At 42.8% G+C, this 16,432-nt stretch carries 14 protein-coding genes and 1 pseudogene; 3 read left to right on the plus strand and 12 right to left on the minus strand.

The window, feature by feature from the left end; translation table 11 throughout:
• From KIK04_RS22650 to KIK04_RS22665, 4 genes are all read right to left on the minus strand, one after another.
• Positions 1-708: an ABC transporter ATP-binding protein gene (locus KIK04_RS22650; protein ID WP_232276004.1), complete on the minus strand. Its 708-nt coding sequence runs from the start codon at positions 706-708 to the stop codon at positions 1-3.
• A 25-nt stretch (positions 709-733) separates the two neighbouring features.
• Complete coding sequence (locus tag KIK04_RS22655; RefSeq protein ID WP_232276006.1) at positions 734-1,450, minus strand: lipoprotein BA_5634 family protein; 717 nt, start codon at positions 1,448-1,450, stop codon at positions 734-736.
• Positions 1,451-1,613: 163 nt separating this feature from the next.
• A complete protein-coding gene (locus KIK04_RS22660; RefSeq protein WP_232276007.1) occupies positions 1,614-1,802 on the minus strand; it encodes an ArsR/SmtB family transcription factor in 189 nt (62 codons plus the stop codon).
• Positions 1,803-1,951: 149 nt separating this feature from the next.
• On the minus strand, positions 1,952-3,712 hold the full coding sequence (locus KIK04_RS22665; RefSeq protein WP_232276009.1) for an amidohydrolase: 1,761 nt from the start codon (positions 3,710-3,712) through the stop codon (positions 1,952-1,954).
• Between the two features lie 425 nt (positions 3,713-4,137).
• Here KIK04_RS22665 and KIK04_RS22670 point away from each other — a divergent pair, with 425 nt between their 5' ends.
• Together KIK04_RS22670 and KIK04_RS22675 are read left to right on the plus strand one after the other, a co-directional pair.
• Positions 4,138-4,713: a sigma-70 family RNA polymerase sigma factor gene (locus KIK04_RS22670; RefSeq protein ID WP_232276011.1), complete on the plus strand. Its 576-nt coding sequence runs from the start codon at positions 4,138-4,140 to the stop codon at positions 4,711-4,713.
• Positions 4,703-5,749, plus strand: coding sequence for a hypothetical protein (locus KIK04_RS22675; RefSeq protein ID WP_232276013.1), 1,047 nt, complete (start codon positions 4,703-4,705; stop codon positions 5,747-5,749). The genes KIK04_RS22670 and KIK04_RS22675 overlap by 11 nt, the downstream gene beginning before the upstream one ends.
• A gap of 94 nt (positions 5,750-5,843) precedes the next feature.
• Here KIK04_RS22675 and KIK04_RS22680 read toward each other — a convergent pair whose 3' ends face one another.
• The 6 genes from KIK04_RS22680 to KIK04_RS22705 all read right to left on the minus strand — a co-directional run bounded on the left by KIK04_RS22680 (position 5,844) and on the right by KIK04_RS22705 (position 11,536).
• Positions 5,844-6,635 (minus strand): phosphotransferase, encoded by a 792-nt coding sequence (locus KIK04_RS22680; RefSeq protein ID WP_232276014.1) that lies wholly within the window; start codon positions 6,633-6,635, stop codon positions 5,844-5,846.
• Between the two features lie 57 nt (positions 6,636-6,692).
• On the minus strand, positions 6,693-7,286 hold the full coding sequence (locus KIK04_RS22685) for a YdeI/OmpD-associated family protein (RefSeq protein ID WP_232278862.1): 594 nt from the start codon (positions 7,284-7,286) through the stop codon (positions 6,693-6,695).
• A gap of 181 nt (positions 7,287-7,467) precedes the next feature.
• Entirely contained in the window at positions 7,468-9,723 is a 2,256-nt protein-coding gene (locus tag KIK04_RS22690) for an ATP-binding cassette domain-containing protein (RefSeq protein ID WP_232276016.1), read from the minus strand.
• A 142-nt stretch (positions 9,724-9,865) separates the two neighbouring features.
• Entirely contained in the window at positions 9,866-10,258 is a 393-nt protein-coding gene (locus KIK04_RS22695; protein ID WP_232276018.1) for an SRPBCC family protein, read from the minus strand.
• Entirely contained in the window at positions 10,255-10,584 is a 330-nt protein-coding gene (locus KIK04_RS22700; protein ID WP_232276020.1) for an ArsR/SmtB family transcription factor, read from the minus strand. Before KIK04_RS22700 ends, KIK04_RS22695 begins: the two co-directional genes overlap by 4 nt.
• A 298-nt stretch (positions 10,585-10,882) precedes the next feature.
• Entirely contained in the window at positions 10,883-11,536 is a 654-nt protein-coding gene (locus KIK04_RS22705; protein WP_232278863.1) for a M48 family metallopeptidase, read from the minus strand.
• Positions 11,537-12,217: 681 nt separating this feature from the next.
• Between KIK04_RS22705 and KIK04_RS22710 the strand changes: the two are divergent.
• A pseudogene (locus tag KIK04_RS22710) lies at positions 12,218-13,373 on the plus strand (IS1182 family transposase).
• 141 nt (positions 13,374-13,514) lie between these two features.
• Here the strand turns inward: KIK04_RS22710 and KIK04_RS22715 are convergent.
• On the minus strand, positions 13,515-15,020 hold the full coding sequence (locus tag KIK04_RS22715; RefSeq protein WP_232276021.1) for a thiol-activated cytolysin family protein: 1,506 nt from the start codon (positions 15,018-15,020) through the stop codon (positions 13,515-13,517).
• A 372-nt stretch (positions 15,021-15,392) separates the two neighbouring features.
• Entirely contained in the window at positions 15,393-16,286 is an 894-nt protein-coding gene (locus tag KIK04_RS22720; protein WP_232276023.1) for a LysR family transcriptional regulator, read from the minus strand.
• Between the last annotated feature and the right edge of the window lie 146 nt (positions 16,287-16,432).

A 16,432-nucleotide genomic window follows, 5' to 3' on the forward strand; every position in this document is an offset into this window, starting at 1 on the left:
TCATTCTCCTCCAGCCGTATGCTTATTCGCAACTAGCCGTTGATCTGAAATGATGTTACCGTCTTCTATTGTGATAACCCGATCAGAAGCCGATGCAATCGTAAGATCGTGCGTAATCAATACGATGGTTTGATTGTATTTTTTGGCCGTTAACCTTAATAAGTCCATGACTTCCTTCGTATTTCGCGTATCTAAATTACCTGTAGGCTCATCGGCCAGAATCAAATGTGGCCGATTGATAAGCGCCCTGCCGATGGAGACCCGTTGCTGTTGACCACCAGATAATTCGGAAGGCAAGTGATCCTTTCGTTCATGAAGCCCCAGAATTTCAATAATTTCATCCAAATACGTCATATCTACCGCTTCATCATCCAATAACGTGGGTAACGCGATATTTTCCTGAACATTCAATACAGGAATCAAATTAAAGAATTGAAAAATAAACCCGACTTTTCTTCTTCTGAATATCGAAAGCTCATTATCTGTATAATCATAAATATTGTTATCCCCAATGAATACTTGCCCTGAACTTGGTCGATCCAACCCACCTAATATGTGCAACAGTGTACTTTTTCCAGAGCCAGAAGCACCTACGATGGAGACAAATTCTCCTTGCTGAATTGAAAGGTGAATCCCTTTTAACGCATCTACCCTGTTATCTCCTTCACCGTAACTTTTCACCACATTTTCCATCCGTATTATTTCCATACAGTCTCCTTTTCACCACTCAAACTCAATCTTGTACATCTACAAAATTTACTTTGTCTGCGCTATCCGCATAGACGTTTCCGATTTCCTTTAACACCTCGTTTATCTTATCTTTATTTTTATAATCAAAACGGCCATTCTGAAACTGGATCAAGGAAAGCGTTGACTCTGGTTCGGTTAATTGGTTGTAGGTTTTGTCATCAACAATAACAAGATCCATTGGCGAATACCCAATCCATTGCTGATGTTCGACATACTGTACGGGTATCATCTGACCGTTCAGATCGATTTGATTATTGATCATCTCTGCATCATGCATAGAGTAGTACAAATTCTGACCACTAGATAATTCTTTTATGCTGGTAACAGGCTCTGAAAGAATGGACGCGCTGTTAGGATCTTTTCTAGCCCTGATTATTCCCTTCTTGACAAGTTGCTCAGCCGTGGATCGATTAACAACCGAATATTGGATATATCGGATATCAAATTGTTGACCTGTTTCTTTCTGATCTGCTTCTGACAATTTAGTCGATTTTGTTGTTGTAACCAATTTCAATTTATAGTCGATCGTTTGTTTAGAGTTATCTTTATACAACTCTTTGACCTTAATCGCATCTTTTTCTGTGGAGATAACTAGAATTCCATCGACCAATTGCGACGGACCTTGTACAAATCGTTTTACTCCGAACCCTATGCCTGCAAAAATAACGATTACTAATACGAACCCTATAATCTTTTTCATCTGACTGCTCCTTTATAAAAAATGATTGATATGTCTGGATTATAAATGACATCTCTTTGCAATTGAATGACTTTAATCTAACCAACTTGAACTGTTCGCTTACATTTTAGTAAGAATTGAGTATGTTCGTTTGATATAACCACAACAGCCAGCAGGACATTGGTTAATGATGTGTAAAGCAAAAAGCCGCGTAGCTACGCGGTTCCATTGTATATATGTAAATGTTGATGCCCACTTCTCTGGCAAGCTCGCTAACATACTTTCGCTTTCCGTGCAAGGAAGCGATGATCTTCAGTCGAATCGGATTGGCTAGCGCTTCAAACAGTAACAGCCACTCATGTTCGCTTGTCAATATACCCCATTGAAATATATGACAACAGCATCGCGTACACGATTACGACGTGTTGGGCAGCCCTTAATCAATGACGCCCATTCTGAGTGTACAAAAAAACAAGCAGCCGACATTTCAGGCTGCTTGTTTAATCTAAGTGGGCCGAACGATTATTTCCGCTTGTAGTAAACGACTTCTCCTTGTAACACCGTCATTAACACTTTGGCATTAGCAATTTTCGCTTCACTCATCTCCGTAATATCTTCATTTAATACGACAATATCGGCAGATTTACCGACTTCAATCGAACCTGTTATCTTATCAAGGCCTAATGATTTGGCAGGCTTAATGGTGTAAGCATCAATAGCTGCAAATACATCAGGTAAACCTTTTTTACCAAGACTTAATGAATTAGAAATCGTGACAAGTGGGTTAAGATCATTTACATCCCAATCACTACTAAGGGATACATTTGCACCCGTTCTCCAAATGGGCCCTAACGGCAACATGCGCTTCATCTGCTTATTTGAAAAATATTCACTTGCCCAACTTTGATTAGGATCTTCTGCAAAATCATGCCCTACCTGAAAGTCAGCGCTAACACCTAATTTAGCAAAACGCTTAATATCGCTCTCTTCCACCATCTCCACATGAGTGAGTGTATATGGATGATTTGCTCCATCTTTTTTGGCTGCTTCAATCGCATTCAAGCTCTCTCTTACCCCAGCGTCGCCAATCGTATGAATAAAGGCACCATAACCAATCTTATTAAGTTCCGTCAACCACCATTTCATTTTTTGTTCTGGAATATAATTCAGACCATATGGAGTTCCTGGGAACCACTCAAATTTATATTTGTCCAATGTTTTCGCTGTGCTATTAATACTAATGCCATCACTATACATTTTCACTTGATTAATCAACATTCTAGACGATAAATCGTCATGCTTAATCTTTTTGAAATACTCGAGTTGCTCTGCTTCATTTAAGTTCGGGTACACCCACGGACGAAGTACGACCCGTGACGTTAACTTCCCATCATCGTATACCTTGTCCCATACGTCTAACCAACCACGTTTCCAATATAGACGTCCATCACCAACCGTTGTAATCCCGTTTTGCGCAACTTCATCTAAGCTATCCAATAAACCTTCAACATTTTTCTTAAATAGATCTGGCTGTGAGTTCCACGCCTTTTCCATTACGATATCACCAGCTGCGTCATAAAGAATACCAAAAGGTTCGCCTGTTTCTGGATCGCGAATAATTCTACCACCTTGTGGATCTTTCCTATTTTTGTACAGGCCAGCTACCTCCAGTGCTTCGGAGTTAACCCATACAGCATGCGATGTTTTTTCCATAATGACTACAGGATTATTCGGAAACAGCTCATCAAGAAGCTGTAATGGAGTTTGTTCTTCGGATTCCCCGTCCATGTCCATATCCTTCAGTAAGCTTTCCAAGCTAAATCCTGTTCCGCTTATCCATTCCCCAGGCTCTACCTCTTGTTGACACTCTTCTAAGTACGAACGTTGGTCTTGTAAGGAAGCATCAGGTGATACACTACAAGTCCCTGCCGCTGGTGATTTGGCTTCAAATAGATGATTATGATTGTCCACAAAACCAGGAAGGACGAAACGCCCTTGTAAATCAATGACTTGCGTATCTTTATTAATCCATTTTTGTACATCTTTATTGGAACCCACAAATGTAATTTTTCCATCTTTCATGGCAACAGCTTCTGCCATATCTTGTTTTTGATTAGAAGTATAAATGGTGCCGTTTTTAAACACGACATCGTCAGACAATTTGCTAACAGGAACTGTACTTGCTTGCTTAGCCTCTCCTACTTTAGGTGTGCATGCTGAAACGAATAACATACTAACAATCACACAAATAGCCGTTACTGATTTTTTGGGAAATAATTTCATATTCTCTACTCCTCTATTCATATAAACTGCCCGTGAAGATAGAATAAGCATTAACATAGTGTCAAGGTCAACTATCAAATCTCCATCATGCTAAAAATCCTTGAATAGGAGCAAATCCTCGCAGCAGTTATGGCTGTAGTTGCGTTCTCAAGGTCTCCTTAGGGTAACCAAATGTTGAGATAAGTTTTCATTTTTTCATGTACTCATTTACTTGGCCCAGCAACTCATCCACCGATGTACCCTTATAGCTGCTAAGATTCAATGATTGGATAAATCGGGTGGTCAAAATTAAAATGGTGACACGTGGATTACAGCGCACAGCCTTTTGCACGACCTTTTTTCAAAAAAATAAGAAGAGCACCGAACCATTTTCCGCTAGAGCGACAATATAGTGTGTAAGCTGCTTACTCAGGAGGGCCCACTGAATGCCAAACGAAGACATGTACCAATTACTCCTTAAAATGAAAGATGGTGATCAACAGGCGTTTCAAACGATGTATGAGGCCACCTATAGAGACGTCTACCGCACAGTCTCTTTTCTGGTGGATCATCAACAGGATCGGGAAGATATCATGAATGAGATCTATATGCAAATGTGGACTTCACTTGCTAACTATGATACAGACCGTCCTTTCCACTTCTGGCTGCACGGCTTAGTAATCCGTCAAGTGCAGAGATTTCGGGTCAAGGGTTGGCGGAGATTCCGAATTTTTGAACGCGTCCGTGCATTCGCTCGGGAAGAGTCTTATCAGGATCAACATACGGCGTTGATGGATGGAACGAACCGAATATTATCGCAGTCCATACGCAAATTGACCGACAAACAGCGGACTGTCATTATTTTGCGATTTTTTCACGACTATACGTTGGAGGAAATTGCGAATTTGCTCGATATTCCGCTGGGTACAGTCAAGTCCAGATACCATGCTGGCCTACAGGCGCTTCGAAAAAACGTATGGAATCTCCCCCCGGAAAGGATGGAAATGATTAATGACTATTGAACGCACAATTCGTGAACAACTGCACAACGAGGCCGAAACGATGGAGTGTCCGCCGGCCATTTCCAAACGTATTGAACACTCTTATTCTCAATATTTGCAACGAAAAAGGAGCGAAACAACCATGAAAAAACGATTGATTACAGGTTTAGTTGCTACTGCAATTTTGATTCCATCCGCAGCATTTGCGGCCCCTACCCTGATTGAAATGCTGACTAGAACACCAATGACTTCGGACCAAGTCCAGTTGGATGAGGTTGGTAAAGCAACACTTAAGAAGCTGCATAGCGCATTTCCCGAAACAAAATCGTTTGAGATTGTCGATGCAAGTAAGGTTCAAGGTGTCCAAACAAGCATCACCCTGCAGGAAAAAGGAACTGGCAAAAAGATCACCCTTCATACAAACAGTACTACGGGTGAGATTGAACATGTGGATCAAGTGAATTGGGAGCCAAAGGAGAAGCCACTCATTTCGTTAACCAATGAGGAGATCAAGGCGAAGGTAGATGCTCTTATTGAAAAAATGTACGGCAATATTGAAGCGTACGAGTTTGCGATCGAGCAAATGGACAATCCGAATCAAAAAACGTTGCTGTTGAATTACAGCAAAAAAGGATCAAAAACACCTTTCTATCAGGTTTTTGTACAAGGAAATACAATTAGCCTTTCTCTCGTCGGAGGTGATGATGCTACACCTTCAAATATTAAAGTAGAAGGTTTCTTCTCTAAAGATGGCAAGCCTGATCCTACTGCTGATGCCTTTTTAAACGATGAAAAACTGTTCACTTTACTAAAAATGAGCCCGACAGAATTAAAACAAGAATTAGCAAAAGGTAAATCTGTTGTGGAGATTGCAGCTGCTAAAAAAATCACTAAACAACAAGTGATTGATGTGATCGCAAAAACACAGGTTGAAAGACAACTTAAAGCCGAACAAAAAGGCGTACAGATTAGCGAAGATTTGATGGTTAAAATGGTAAAAGGCATTGAGCCAAAAGTCGTTCATGTCATTGAACATAAAACGGAAACGGCGTGGTAGACACCGAAAGAGCTCGATTATAATCACAGTGCATTGCATAACAAAGACCGACCTATTAACAGTCGGTCTTTGTTATGCTCTCCACTCTCAACCTCTAAATCCACTCTTCCCCATGTTCACGAATAAATGCAATATCTTTTAGATAATGTTCCATATGTCCTTCAGCTATCATTTTTTGAAAAGCCATATCGCCTTCTTTGGCTTTTCTGTCAATTGTTTGACATAACCCTTCTAATCGACGAATAACCATCTCCATAAATCCTTTTTCCAATTTCTCACCGTAGGAGTCAAAAAACAATTTTACTCTTTGTTTGATACGACTAGCATCTTGTAAGGAATTGTAATAAATAGCCTCGCCTGTTTCAGTATGATAAACCCTACTCAAGGGAACGCAAGTGTAAAGCGTATAAGCTATGTCCCACAGTCTTGGCCCAGGACCAGCAACATCAAAATCAATCATGCCTACTGGTCTATGCTGATTAAAAATAATGTTATATATGGCGAAATCATTATGACAAAGTACCTCAAAAGGTTGCGGAGTGTTATCTATGGACTGCCAACTGTCTTCCATTGAAAAATCACTCACAGCATCGTGATAGAGACGGAGTATCCTAGCTATTTCTTGTAACACATCATTAGACCACATGTACGCTTTCACAGGATAATTCCCAGCTTCGCCTTCTATAAAGGATAAAACCTCTCTCCCTTTTTCATCAATGCCTAATAACTTTGGTGCGTAAGTGAAACCTTTGCTTTCCAAATGCTTTAATAGCTTGTGAACCTTGGCACTGTCTGGCTTTAATTCTCGTCGAACCGTATCGCCCGCACGGTATACGTTTGAGACATTCCCACCTGTTAGTATTTCTTCCTGTTTGTCGTTTGACATCTGACAATTCCCCTTGTTTCAATTATGAGTTGTCTTGCATCGGTTTGCATACACGCCCTAGTCTTTTAATCCCTTACCATTGAGGATTTGCTGCATATATTTTTCAACCCTTGCTGCTCGAGTTTTGGCTTGTTTGGGTTCCGAAAAATAAAGCATGTACGCTCTTTGCCGTCCGGGCGTCAATGCTTCAAAAGCCGTTTTCAAGGCAGGGGTTTCATCGAATTTAGTTTGAACTTCTTCAGGAATGGTAGTTTCTGTATTCTTTTTAAAATTCACTTCCAAACCGGATTTTTCAACTTCAATGGCTTCATAAATATACGCTTTCAAGATCGCTTCCATTTCAATGATTTCTTGAACATTAGTGAACCGAATCTGGCGTGCCGCCTGTACATTTTCCGTTTGTTGAATAAGAATTCCATGGGTATCCTGTAACAAGGCACCTTTGTGAAACAGAAGCGCACAATACTCTTTAAATCCATGTATTAACACGATATTTTTTCCCTCAAACGTGTAACAAGGATGCATCCATTTAAATTGTTCGGTCAGTTCACAGGCAAGCACGATATTTCGCAAGTGCTCCGATTCTTCTTTCCACTTTGTAGCTTTGCTTAAATATTCATCAACTTTAGGATTCATTCTACTCTTTGTCATCAAGAAACCTACCTCTTTATCATTGTGTTATCAAAATTAGTAATTGTTCAAGGAAAAGGCTGCCGATTCTACTGGCAGCCTAGTTGCTTCTACGTAGGTTTAACCTTTACTAGGAGGAATGTTCTCCTCTTCATGCTAAGAAACTACGAATCCCATCTCATACTAGCGTTGATTGGCTGTATTACATCAAGTATTTTCCCGTGATCGACTGCTCCGCGTGAATGATCTGCGGTGATGTTCCCTCAAACACCACCTGACCGCCCTTGCTGCCTCCGTCTGGTCCCATATCGATGATCCAATCCGCTTGGCTGATCACATCAAGGTTGTGCTCGATAACGATCACTGTATTACCGGCATCCACGAGTCGGTTCATGATTTCCAGCAGGTGACCGATATCTGACATATGCAGGCCGGTCGTCGGCTCGTCCATCACGTAGATGCTGCCCTGCTTATGCAGCTCACTTGCCAGCTTAATTCGCTGGCATTCCCCGCCTGAAAGCGTACTGAGCGGCTGACCAAGTGTAATATAGTTCAGCCCCACATCACTCAGCGCTTGGAGCTTCCGCACAACCTCTTTGAGTTCGAAAAATGATAATGCCTGCTCAACCGTCATCTCCAGCACTTCTGCAATCGACTTGCCGTTCAACTTGTACGCGAGTACCTCTTCTTTGAACCGTCTACCACCACATACTTCACAGGGTAGCTTCACGCTTTCAAGGAATGCAAGGTCTGTATACACAACACCTAGACCTTGACAGTTCTCGCAAGCCCCCTTGGAGTTGAAGCTGAATAAACCTTGATTGACCTTATTCGCGGAAGCAAACGCCTTGCGCACATCATCCATAATGCCCGTGTAGGTCGCGGGATTCGAGCGTGTTGATACGCCTATCGCCGATTGGTCAATGACAATCGCATCGGGATGCTGGCTAAGGAATATTTCGTTAATCAGCGTACTCTTGCCCGAGCCAGCGACACCCGTAACGACTGTTAGCACTCCGACTGGAATATCTACACTTACATGCTGTAGGTTGTGCAGAGTGGCATCCTTGATGGACAGTTTGCCGGATGGCTGTCTGCAATCATGCTTCAGTTGCAGAGGCCGCTTCATATAGTTGCCTGTCAGCGTATTGGACTCCAGCAGACCTTCGTAGCTTCCTTCGTACACGATAGTACCGCCGCGGCTGCCAGCGTGAGGCCCGACATCGACGATATGATCCGCCACCTTGATGACATCGGGATCATGCTCGACGACAATCACGGTATTGCCTTTGTCGCGCAGCTTCTGCAGCAGCTCATTTAACTGATGTACATCACGGGGATGCAAGCCAACACTAGGCTCATCGAAGATGTAAGTGACATCGACCAGACTGCCGCTCAGATGCTTCACCATCTTGACGCGTTGCGATTCGCCGCCGGACAATGTAGCCGTCTCACGGTCCAGCGTCAAGTAGTCAAGTCCGATATCCACCAGATGCTGCAACCGCTCCGTCAGCGACTTCACGACTGGCGCCGCAGCGGGAGCGTCAATCTCCTGCATGACGAGAATGAGTTGTTCGACCTCCATAGCGGACATTTCCGCAATGTTGAGTCCATTGATCTTGCAGTTTAGCGCGGCCTGACTGAGTCGCGCGCCATGGCAGCTGGGGCACGAGCTCTCGGTGATGAACGGTGCAACAGTCTTTTGTGTGCGCTCAGACTTCGTCTTTACATCTTGCCTGATGTATTTATTGGTGAACTTCTCGATGGCGCCTTCAACTGTTATATTCGTAGCCTTTCCAGCGAAATCCATCTTCACCTTTCTCGCCTTGCCATACAACAGTTGCTCTAAATCCTCATCTGAATATTCGTTCAGCTTCTTATCGGGATCAAAAGACCCTGCCTGCACGATGATCGACCAATCCCAGCTGTCCACCGCATAGTCCGGCAGCATGATTGCCCCTTCATTCAACGACTTGGACATGTCCAGCGCCTTGCTCATGTCCACGCCTAATTTACGTCCGATCCCGTTGCATTCTGGACACATACCTTGCGGATCGTTAAACGAGAACATGCTCGCTTGTCCAACATAGGGCTGGCCCACTCGCGAGAAGAGAAGTCGGAGAATGGGAGAAATATCGGTAATCGTACCCATCGTGGAATGGGAACCTCCGCCCAGCCGCTTCTGATCCACAATGACAGCCATACTCAGGTTCTCAATCGCGTCCGCATCTGGCTGCGGATAGCTAGGCAGGAAATTACGCACGAACATGCTGAAGTTCTCATTCAGCAAGCGCGTGGATTCTGCGGCAATCGTATCGAAGACGATCGATGACTTACCGGACCCAGATACTCCGGTGAAGATCGTGATCTTCCGCTTCGGAATGTGCAAGGATACGTTCTTAAGATTGTTTTCCCGCGCACCCGAGATTACGATATGCTCCTGATTTGATTCGCTCATGCCTAACATCCTTCCGGTCTTGTTAAGAATTATGATATTCAACTGCTCAGATTGTCCGAAGTAGACATAAACCGGCTGCACACGACATGCAGCCGGTTTATGTTCATTTTAGTCAAGCAAGGTTCAACTTTCTTACTTATGGTTATAACACCTGCTCAAACTTACCGAACCATGCACTCCAGCCGTACTTGGCGCCTTCGAGTCCATGAACATTTGAGAATCCAGTCTGTTCGAGATGAAGGTTAACCTTTCCTTCCCCTAAATCCTGCAGCGTCCATGTGACCGTATGTCGCTCGTCTCCGGTAGCCCAAGAATAGGACAAGCGGGTTGGTTCTTCCACGATCAGCACTTCGCCGTCAACAATTCCATCCCAGTATTCGGACGGCTGATGACGAAACTGAAAACGATGTCCCACAACGGGCTTAAAATCATTTTCCGTGATCCACTTTGCTAACTTATTGGAATCGGTTAAGGCGGACCAAGCCTTCTCGATCGATGTCGTATATTGAAAATCCAAAGATAATGATAAACTCATTCTTCTTCCTCCTCTAATAGTTCGTTCAAACGCAACATATTCGCACTCCAAAATTTGCTGTAAAAAGCTACCCAATCTTGAATTTCTCTAAGTGGGGAGGCATCTAGTCGAAATCGCGTTTCTCTGCCAACTTTTCGATCAAGAACCAGTCCGGCCTCTTTGAGAATTGTCAAATGCTTGGATACCGCTGTCCGGCCCATTTGAAACTGTGCCGTTAATTCATGAAGTGGTATCTCCTTTGACTCTGCTAACAGACGAATCAGTCGGCGCCTCGTTGGATCTGCAAGCGCGTCATACACATCCCGCTTCTGGTTGTTCTCGCTCACAACACTCGCTCCTAAATATTATTACCAAAGGGACTGCTATTCATTTCACAACCTCATTGAAGTATGCAACTCTTTGGAAGTAGCGCATATGAGGCGAGAACAATAATTGGACACCATTTGGTGTCTCTTTAATAATAGGTCACCATTTGGTGTCATGTCAACTGTTCTTGATTAATCTCATTATGGTTCTAGATAACTACTACTCTCAATTGAAACTTATCGAATCAAAAGAGGCCCATTCAGGTGGAAAAATCCGCTATATAAGCGGATCTAATAAGAGTATTATGTTACTTTTCCGTTACAATGTCATGGCTTGTCCATACCTTGCGAGGAACGCTTCCTTCTCTTTATAATCCTGCATCACGCTTCCGACGCGCCGCCAAAAAGAGCGATCATGATTCATATGCAAGAGATGACATAATTCATGAATGACCACATAATCAATGACCTCGATGGGTGCCATCGCGAGACGATAATTAAAGGTGAGATGCTTAGCCGAGCTACAGCTGCCCCACTTCGTTCGTGACTCCTCGATTAGGAAGGATTTTGGCGTGACTTTGAGCTGCTTCGCATAGATCTTGATGCGTTCCCCGATTATCTTTTTACAGCTTGCAAAATAGAACTTCTTCAGATCGTGTTGCAGTTCTTCTTCCGTACGTCCATTCGTCTCGATCAACTCATGAAGCGAATAATACTTGCCCAAATGAAGGAACTTCCCTTCCTCTTCGTATTCTCTGACCTTTGGAACGGTGCGAGCGGCCTCAATCGCCTGCAATTGCTTCAAAATCTGACTCTCATGCTGCTTCACGGCGTTCATCACCACTTCATCACTTGTGTGATTAGGCGCCTTCACCGTAACGAGGCCTGAAGGGTGGACTTGAATCGCTAACTTTTTGCGCGGGCCGTATGCTATATGAATCTCAATTTGTTGTTGTCCTAGTTCGATTTTCATCATCAACATCATTTCTATAAGGTTTTATGACTATTGTAACAGAATTGAACCGAACATCTTAAGAGTGTGGTAAAAAAGTATCGCTAAAAAGCCTTCCACTTCTCACTACAAGGCATCTTTTCTCCATCAAAATTCCTTTCTATTCTTTTTTGCGAGTACTCATAGCTTGACCCACTCTTCTTCTATTAAAATAATAGCCTTAAGTTCTTTTGAACTTAAGGCTGCAACTTGTCGAGAAACCTCTGTTTGTTACGACGAGGGTTTCTCTTTATTGAAATAACGGCAAGCAGCTTCGCACTTATCGGTTGGTAGTGAGTTGATCCCTTGTGCCCTAACCATTGGTGGTCAGCTGATAGTGATCAACTGATTCACTGTGCCTCCATTCCTAACGGTCGCCACAGTTGTTATTTCAGCGAATATGTAACAATTCCAAATGTAACGGTTATGAGGGCGCTTATTACGCTGAAAACAGCTGGATGTTGAATGAAATTGGAGAAATAAGCTCACTTATAACCGTTAGAAATCAAAACGAGGCAAATCTGGCGATATAGCCACTGTGGCAACCGTTAAGAACTAACGTTGCTTTCTCGACAGCCTTCTTTATGACTTAATCATTTAAGACGACACCACGTTAATGTTGTATAATATAGGTAACTATTCATAGAACGGATGGTGTTTTGCATGCTACGTTCCAACCGAGAAAAACAACAGGCCTACGAGTTTGTTTCCATAGAAGATTTGGTCCCGCAAGATCATTTGCTGCGCAAAGTGGATAAACATATCGACTTTTCCTTTATCGGTGAACTCGGTTTAAAGATACGAACATTTTCAGGATATTTTCGACGAGATTGTCTTACAGGGCATTTCCCACCGGATAGTTGGCGGACGTTTTCTGGTGAGCGACTCCACCCATGTGAAAGCAAATGCGAATAAACACCAGTACACGAAACAGCAAGTGCTGCAAAACACCAGAGATTACGTGGATGAGTTAAACGCCGCCGTTACAGAGGACCGGAAAGCTCACGGAAAAAAGCCCTAGAACCTAGAGAGGAAGTGACTGGGGACAAAGAAATTAAAGTGAGTAAGACGGATCCGGACAGCGGATATATGATCCGAGATGGTAAACCAGAGGGCTTCTTTTATCTGGATCACCGCACGATGGATGCGAAGTACAATTTCATTACAGACGTGCATGTCACGCCGGGAAATGTCCATGATTCTGTTCCCTATTTGTCCCGCTTAGACCGTCAGCGAGAACGTTTTGAATTTGAGGTCGAGGCTGTTGCATTAGATTCAGGTTATTTAACCACGCCAATTTGTCGAGGTTTACAAAGCAGAAAGATTTTCGCAGTAATTGCTCACCGACGATTTCATCCCAAGCAAGGTTTGTTTCCCAAATGGAAATTCACATTTGAAGCAGAGCGAAATATTTACGTCTGCTATCAAGCCATGAACTGGGTTACCGAACCACAGACCGCAAGGGTTATCGGCAGTATGCGTCCGATCCAGAGCATTGCAAGAATTGTCCCTTGCTGGACCAATGTACGCGATCCCGAAGCCACCAGAAGGTTGTAACCCGACATGTCTGAGAAGACAGCAAGGACTGGGTATGGAATAACCGGCTCAGCAAGTCAGGAAAACAGTTATACCGTAAACGAAAAGAAGCGATTGAGCGAAGCTTCGCGGATGCTAAAGAGCTCCCTTGGTTTCGCTATTGCCGTTTGCGAGAGGGCTAACAAACGTCAGGGAACAAGCGCTGATGACGGCAGCCGTGCAGAATATGAAGAAGATGGCGATCCATCTGGATCGCCTGGAGAACAGGGGGGTAACCCCCTAATTTCCCGATTTTACATCTACCAAAACAAAAAGAGAAACCCGATGTCATTAAAATGACTCGGTTTCTCGACAAGCTGAGAAAAGGCGATCGTTGTATAACGATCGCCTTCTCTTGTAATTGTATTTCCACTTATTCGTTTACTTACTCGTGACTAATGGATGCTGACGGGTGTAACGTAGTTCCTCCAATATAAACTTTTATATTGCTAGTTAACGGAACGTTTGTCTCGTCAATAATTGTTCTCCACCACTCCCATGCAAGACCAGTGCATTCTTTTGCAAAAATCTTAATGTTCTTGGCGTTAGGTGGAAGTGGAATCACAGTCGAGAAATGAGCTGTTTTATTCTGACCGTTTCCTACCCAAGTTCTATGAGTAATGATTTCTTGTCCATTTGCATCATATGTAACTTCGTCCCAAGACACTTCAAACTGAGCTACATATGCACCATGATGATCAAGTGTTATTTTACCTTTAGAAAATTCTGTAGATTTAGTCTCGATATATTCCGTGTTGTTGCGAACAGCAGCTATTGAATTATCTTTCAAAAAGACACTTGTATAAGAGATTGGGTATGCTGGATTTTTCGTGCTAAATTGTGCATTGTCTTTAATGATATTTTGGATGACAGTAAAGTCTTTCGTGACTACTTGGTTATGTGTCTGTGCATCGCCACCTAATACAACGGCAGTAAACGAACTGTTTTCATAAATATCTTTGTACTGTCCGCTAGATTGTATGTCCGCATTCTTTAGCAATGCTTTAAATGCAGCTTGTACATCACTGCTCTTCGAAGTTGTCTCCAATTTCACATACATCGTTCTGCCATAAGCTACATTGGATACCATAAGTGGCGGAGCCTCTTGGCTTACCCCTTTACGGACTAATTCACTATACGTTACGCTTTCATCAAAAAGGTCCGATGGATTATAAGGAAGAGCTGCACTTACCGTATAAAAAATTTGCTTATAAGCAGCTACCATCACTTTTTTCTCTCCGTTTGCAACTGCATTAAAGTCGATTCCGAGCGTATTGTTAAGAACTTGAGCGTTCACATTAAGTGCGCTGGAAATTTGATTCTTACTGTAAACCATAGATTCTGCATATTGTAACCTTGCAGGCAATGTATGAGTGGCCGAGTATTTGTCAACCCAAGTCGATACTAACTGATCAACGGCACCAGACACACTGCTGTGATTTGGATTTTGAACCGTAATTGTATTTTCATTTTTCAACCCAGGTAAATCTACACTGATATTTATAGGTTTTCTTGGGCTCATAATGAGATCAGGCTGATTATCCGAAAACGCCTGATTTGCAAGCTGTATGGCACCTGGATAACTGCGGCTCGTCATCGAATCAATAATGGATATATCTACTGGTGAGGTTGCGAGTGATTTTTTCTCACGTTCAACCACAATAAATTTACCATTCGAATGGAGGCCTTCCTTGGGAACAAAACTACTGATTTTCTCTCCATCTACGGCCAAAACTTCATTGCGATCATAGTCTAGGTTTGCGATACCAGTATCAATATCATTCAGTTCGTTTGTTGCAGCGTAGGAAATACTAGAATACGTAAACACATTTAAACTAACTAGTAGACTTACAAGCACTTTTGTTCCTTTACCCTGTTTAAAAAGTTTCATAAAGAAACCCTCCTTTATTGTAAAATAATAGTGCTATATTAAATATATCGGTATTTTGATATGAAAATATTATATTTCAAGAAAAATAACAGATTATAAGAGCTCCAATTGACGTCTGGCTAATCAGTCATAAGTTATTATCAGTAATAGTAATAATAGCTAGCATGAGCGCATCCCTCAAATCTGGGACTTGTAAATACCGCCCGTGCTAGCTATTCGTGCGTTCGTTCTGATGTCGCAGCCCTCTCGCCTTTTCGTTCAAGATACAGATTTTTGGTGAGGTATATACTTAGATGTCATATCGTTTTTAGAGGTTGGTCATTTTCCACATTTTCCGCTTGCTGAAGTGTATCCCGCTACAGCCGTTGTTCATCATCCCGCTTGATGCGGCGGATTGGCGAGGATGTAGGCAATCAGCTCCCGGGATGCATAAGATAAGTATTTATCCCGGGGAAAAATAAGCGCCAGTTCCCAAGCAATCTTGGGGTTCGAAATCGAAACAATATGAACGGAAAGATGATGCAAACGGTTCGCCATCGATCTAGGGATCAATGAAACTCCTAATTGAGACGCCACCATCTCGCAGCAAAAATCCCACAGGGAGGTCATATGTGCCACCTTCGGTTGGAACCCAGCTTGCGAGCATGCTTGCCAAACGATATCATGCAGAACGAATTCCTTGGTGAACAAAATAAACGGCTCATGCTGTAATTCAACTAAACTGACAGATGTTTTTCCGGCCAGCCAGTGGTGAGCGCTTACAATGACAACCAACTCTTCAGCTAACAATGACACCGGTTGATACAGCCGTGTGTTTACCGGCAACACCGTAACCCCAAAATCGATATTTCCTTGCTCGATTTGCATCTCTACCTGTTTCGCAGTGTATTCTACCATTTGAATCTCAATCATCGGATATGTCTTCTTGAATCCGGCAACTATTTTCGGGAACAGCAATGCGCTGATTGTAGGCAATATGCCCATCTTCACTTTTCCTCTTTGTACATGAACGAGCTCATTAACAGATGAAGGTATCTCCTCTAGCAGTTGCAAAATTTTTAAAGTCTTCTCATAAACAAGTTGTCCTGTATCGGTAAGTATAACTTCCCTCTCGGAACGGTCAAGCAAAGTAACTCCCAATTCGTCTTCGAGGCTTTTGATCATCTTGCTAATAGAGGGCTGAGAAACAAACAGGACCTGCGAAGCTTTTGTAAAATTTTTGTGCTTGGCTACTTCTGCAAAATAATGAAGCTGTTTAATATCCATTTGAGCCGGATCTGCCTCCTTCCCTTATAGGCAAAGCGGTATCCACACCATTCATCCACTTAATCAAGATTATAATATGCCCGCCATACAAAAAACAGCACCGTGCGCAGCTACACGCTTGGTGCTGTTCGAAAATGCCAGAATGT

The organism is Paenibacillus sp. 481, assembly GCF_021223605.1.
In the GTDB taxonomy this organism is placed as follows: domain Bacteria; phylum Bacillota; class Bacilli; order Paenibacillales; family Paenibacillaceae; genus Paenibacillus_B.

Bases quoted from the DNA above. Each gene is read 5' to 3' on its own strand.
- KIK04_RS22650 (WP_232276004.1), bottom strand. From the start codon at position 708: ATGGAAATAATACGGATGGAAAATGTGGTGAAAAGTTACGGTGAAGGA.
- KIK04_RS22655 (WP_232276006.1), bottom strand. From the start codon at position 1,450: ATGAAAAAGATTATAGGGTTCGTATTAGTAATCGTTATTTTTGCAGGC.
- KIK04_RS22665 (WP_232276009.1), bottom strand. From the start codon at position 3,712: ATGAAATTATTTCCCAAAAAATCAGTAACGGCTATTTGTGTGATTGTT.
- KIK04_RS22670 (WP_232276011.1), top strand. From the start codon at position 4,138: ATGCCAAACGAAGACATGTACCAATTACTCCTTAAAATGAAAGATGGT.
- KIK04_RS22675 (WP_232276013.1), top strand. From the start codon at position 4,703: ATGACTATTGAACGCACAATTCGTGAACAACTGCACAACGAGGCCGAA.
- KIK04_RS22680 (WP_232276014.1), bottom strand. From the start codon at position 6,635: ATGTCAAACGACAAACAGGAAGAAATACTAACAGGTGGGAATGTCTCA.
- KIK04_RS22685 (WP_232278862.1), bottom strand. From the start codon at position 7,286: ATGACAAAGAGTAGAATGAATCCTAAAGTTGATGAATATTTAAGCAAA.
- KIK04_RS22690 (WP_232276016.1), bottom strand. From the start codon at position 9,723: ATGAGCGAATCAAATCAGGAGCATATCGTAATCTCGGGTGCGCGGGAA.
- KIK04_RS22695 (WP_232276018.1), bottom strand. From the start codon at position 10,258: ATGAGTTTATCATTATCTTTGGATTTTCAATATACGACATCGATCGAG.
- KIK04_RS22705 (WP_232278863.1), bottom strand. From the start codon at position 11,536: ATGAAAATCGAACTAGGACAACAACAAATTGAGATTCATATAGCATAC.
- KIK04_RS22715 (WP_232276021.1), bottom strand. From the start codon at position 15,020: ATGAAACTTTTTAAACAGGGTAAAGGAACAAAAGTGCTTGTAAGTCTA.
- KIK04_RS22720 (WP_232276023.1), bottom strand. From the start codon at position 16,286: ATGGATATTAAACAGCTTCATTATTTTGCAGAAGTAGCCAAGCACAAA.